Below are 2,797 nucleotides of genomic sequence, written 5' to 3'. Positions count from 1 at the left end.
TACGGCAGCCAAACCCCAAGGTCAAGGAGGTCACACCAAGCCGATCATCGCAGCACGACACCAATCGACGATCATGAGAGGGCCAGTTCGATCACAAGATCAGCGACAGATCCAGATCCGGAGAACCAGCCCCCTGATCAGCGACCGCCCTCGGCGGGCCGCAGCGCCCACCGGCCGCCGGCGAGCGCCTGCCGCAGCCGGTCCTCCTCCACCCGCCAGTAACCGTGTTCCCGGCCGTCGAGCAGGATGACCGGCACCCGGTCGCCGTAGGCGTCGGCAAGCTGGGGATCGGCGTTGACATTGGCCTCCCGCCACCTGACCTGCTCCTGCTCGGCGACCCGGACGACCGCCGCCCGCGCGGTATCGCACAGATGACATCCCGTCCGGGTGAGCAGTGTGATACGCACACCGTCGTGGCCGGAATCCGCCCGTTCCAACCCGTCGTCCATTCCACGATGGTAGGCGCGATCCCGGTCGCTGCCGAGTGGCTTCCCGAACCGCTCGAGCGGGACCGAGGTCCGTTCAGGGGCCCGACCCCGACGTGCGGTCCGGTCCGGGCCTCGCCGGGAGACGCCCCCTGCCTGCACCCGGACGATCTCCGACTGTCCGCGGTCCCTCCTCCGGCTACACTCAGCTACTAACGGAACCATGTGCGCCGGGCCTCCCGGCCCGCCTTGCCGCGACCGCACCCTCCGGAGCCCGGGCTGTGACCGAATGCACGCTCGCCGACCTCGCCGCCGACCTCGCCGCCGACCTCGCCGCCCCGCGCCGCGGCCTGGATGCAGCGCGGGGACCGTCGGTCCCGCTCCTCCCGCTCCTCAGGAGGGACGGGATCCGCGCCCTCCTACCCCGGTTGTCCGGGACCGGACGGCCAACCGCCCCCACGGCGTCGGGATCCACGGTGCCGGCCGGGACGAGCCGCGCGGCGGGGACGGACCCGGCTGCGGCCACGACGACGGTGGCGGCCTGGCCCGTGGGATCCGCCCGGCATCCCGGCCCCCTCCACCGGCAGGATGCGATGTCCCCGGTGGGCGCCCGGGAGGACCGCGAGCGGGTCGGGGACCCTCCGAGCGAGCCGGCCGACGACGACCGGACGGCGCTCGTCGCCCGGGCCCGGCGAGGTGACGTCGACGCCTTCGGGCTGCTCTACGACCGGTACGCCGACCTCGTGTTCCGATACGCGCTGTACCGGCTGGGCGGGGATCCGGTGGCCGCCGAGGACATCGTCAGCGAGACCTTCCTGCGTGCCTTCCGCTCAATCGGCACGTTCCGGTGGCAGGGGCGGGACATCGGTGCCTGGTTCATCACCATCGCTCGCAACCTGCTGGTCGATCAGGCCCGCTCGGCGCGGTGCCGGTTCGAGATCCCGACGGCGGACATCCTCGCCGCGGCCGAGCACCGGGCCACGGCGCTGACGGTACCGAGCCCCGAAGAGTCGATCCTGGCCGTGCTGACCCGCCGCGAGCTGCTCGACGCCGTCCGCGAGCTGCGCCCGGACCAGCAGGAGTGCGTCGCGCTCCGGTTCCTCGAAGGGCTGTCGGTCCGCGAGACCGCGCTGGCCATGGGCCGTAATGAGGGGGCGGTCAAATCCTTGCAGTTCAGAGCGATTCGGACACTTGCTCGCGCCCTTCCCGCAACAGACACGGCCTGGCCTCCGGGCCCCTCGCCGTGAGCGATATCCTAGATCACGTCGCAACCGCGGCCCGGTCGTTGTTCCATCGGCACTTTCGCGCAGTCACGTTCGAGCGGCGGCCGCCGCGAAGTCGTACCGCACCGTACTCTGACGGCGTGCCGGCGAACCATGGCGTGGATCGCGGCGCGCGGAGGTGGCGACAAGGGGTGGGCGGCGGCCCCGGTCACTTCCCGAGCCGAGCCCTTGCTCCGCCCCGGACAACATGGAGTTGACGATGAGGGTGCGACGACGCAGGGACCTGGCCACGACGAGGCAGGCCGCCGAGGCCGCCGCGATCGCCGCCTTGAAGGTCGCGGCCGAGGAGGTTCCGCGGGCCCCGCTGGACGAGTCGGCGGCCGCGTTCTTCGACGTGGACAACACCATGATGGCGGGCGCCTCGATCTTCTACTTCGCCCGCGGCCTGGCCGCCCGGGACTTCTTCAACTCGCGTGACCTGATCCGGTTCGGCTGGCAGCACATCACCTACCGGCTGCGTGGGCTCGAGGACCCGAACGGCATCCGGGACGCTCGGGAGACCGCGCTCGCCTTCGTCGCCGGGCGCACGGTGGCCGAGATCGTCCGTTACGGCGAGGAGATCTACGACGAGCGGATGGCCGAGCAGATCTACTCGGGCACGCACGCGCTCGCCCAGCAGCACCTTGACGCGGGCCAGCGAGTGTGGCTGGTCACGGCCACCCCGGTCGAGCTCGCCTCGGTCATCGCCCGGCGACTGAACCTCACCGGCGCCCTCGGCACGGTCAGCGAGGTCTCCGCCGAGGGCACCTACACCGGCCACCTGGTCGGCGGTCTGCTGCACGGCCAGGCGAAGGCCGAGGCCGTGCAGGCGCTCGCCGAGCGGGAGGGTCTGGACCTGTCCCGGTGCTGGGCCTACTCGGACTCGATCAACGATCTGCCCATGCTCTCCCTGGTGGGCCACCCGGTCGCGATCAACCCGGATCCGGACCTGAAGACCGTGGCCCGGGAACGCGAATGGCCGATCAAGGACTTTCGCACGGCCCGCAAGGCAGCCAAGATCGGCATTCCGACGGCAGCCGGGGTGGGCGCGCTCGCCGGCGGGGTCGCCGCCGGCATGGCGTTGCGGCGCCGGGCCGCGGGCGCCTAGAC

At 71.8% G+C, this 2,797-nt stretch carries 3 protein-coding genes; 2 read left to right on the top strand and 1 reads right to left on the bottom strand.

Features of this window, described 5'->3' with window-relative positions; all coding sequences use genetic code 11:
• Positions 1-137 precede the first annotated feature (137 nt).
• Positions 138-449, bottom strand: a complete 312-nt coding sequence (locus tag ACY5KJ_RS19450) for a glutaredoxin family protein (protein ID WP_462189299.1) — start codon at positions 447-449, stop codon at positions 138-140.
• Positions 450-706: 257 nt separating this feature from the next.
• Between ACY5KJ_RS19450 and ACY5KJ_RS19445 the strand changes: the two genes are divergently transcribed.
• Together ACY5KJ_RS19445 and ACY5KJ_RS19440 are read left to right on the top strand one after the other, a co-directional pair.
• Positions 707-1,672 carry a sigma-70 family RNA polymerase sigma factor gene (locus ACY5KJ_RS19445; RefSeq protein ID WP_462204044.1) on the top strand — a complete coding sequence of 322 codons (966 nt, stop codon included), beginning with the start codon at positions 707-709 and terminating at the stop codon, positions 1,670-1,672.
• 235 nt (positions 1,673-1,907) lie between these two features.
• Positions 1,908-2,795 (top strand): HAD family hydrolase, encoded by an 888-nt coding sequence (locus tag ACY5KJ_RS19440; RefSeq protein WP_462189301.1) that lies wholly within the window; start codon positions 1,908-1,910, stop codon positions 2,793-2,795.
• Positions 2,796-2,797: the final 2 nt, after the last annotated feature.

It is taken from the genome of Frankia sp. CcWB3, assembly GCF_977927595.1.
The sequence above is the reverse complement of the archived record's forward strand: the minus strand, read 5'-3'. Positions and strand labels throughout refer to the sequence as shown.

Excerpts from the sequence above, each read along its gene's own strand:
- ACY5KJ_RS19450 (WP_462189299.1), bottom strand. The coding sequence starts at position 449 with ATGGACGACGGGTTGGAACGGGCGGATTCCGGCCACGACGGTGTGCGT.
- ACY5KJ_RS19440 (WP_462189301.1), top strand. The coding sequence starts at position 1,908 with ATGAGGGTGCGACGACGCAGGGACCTGGCCACGACGAGGCAGGCCGCC.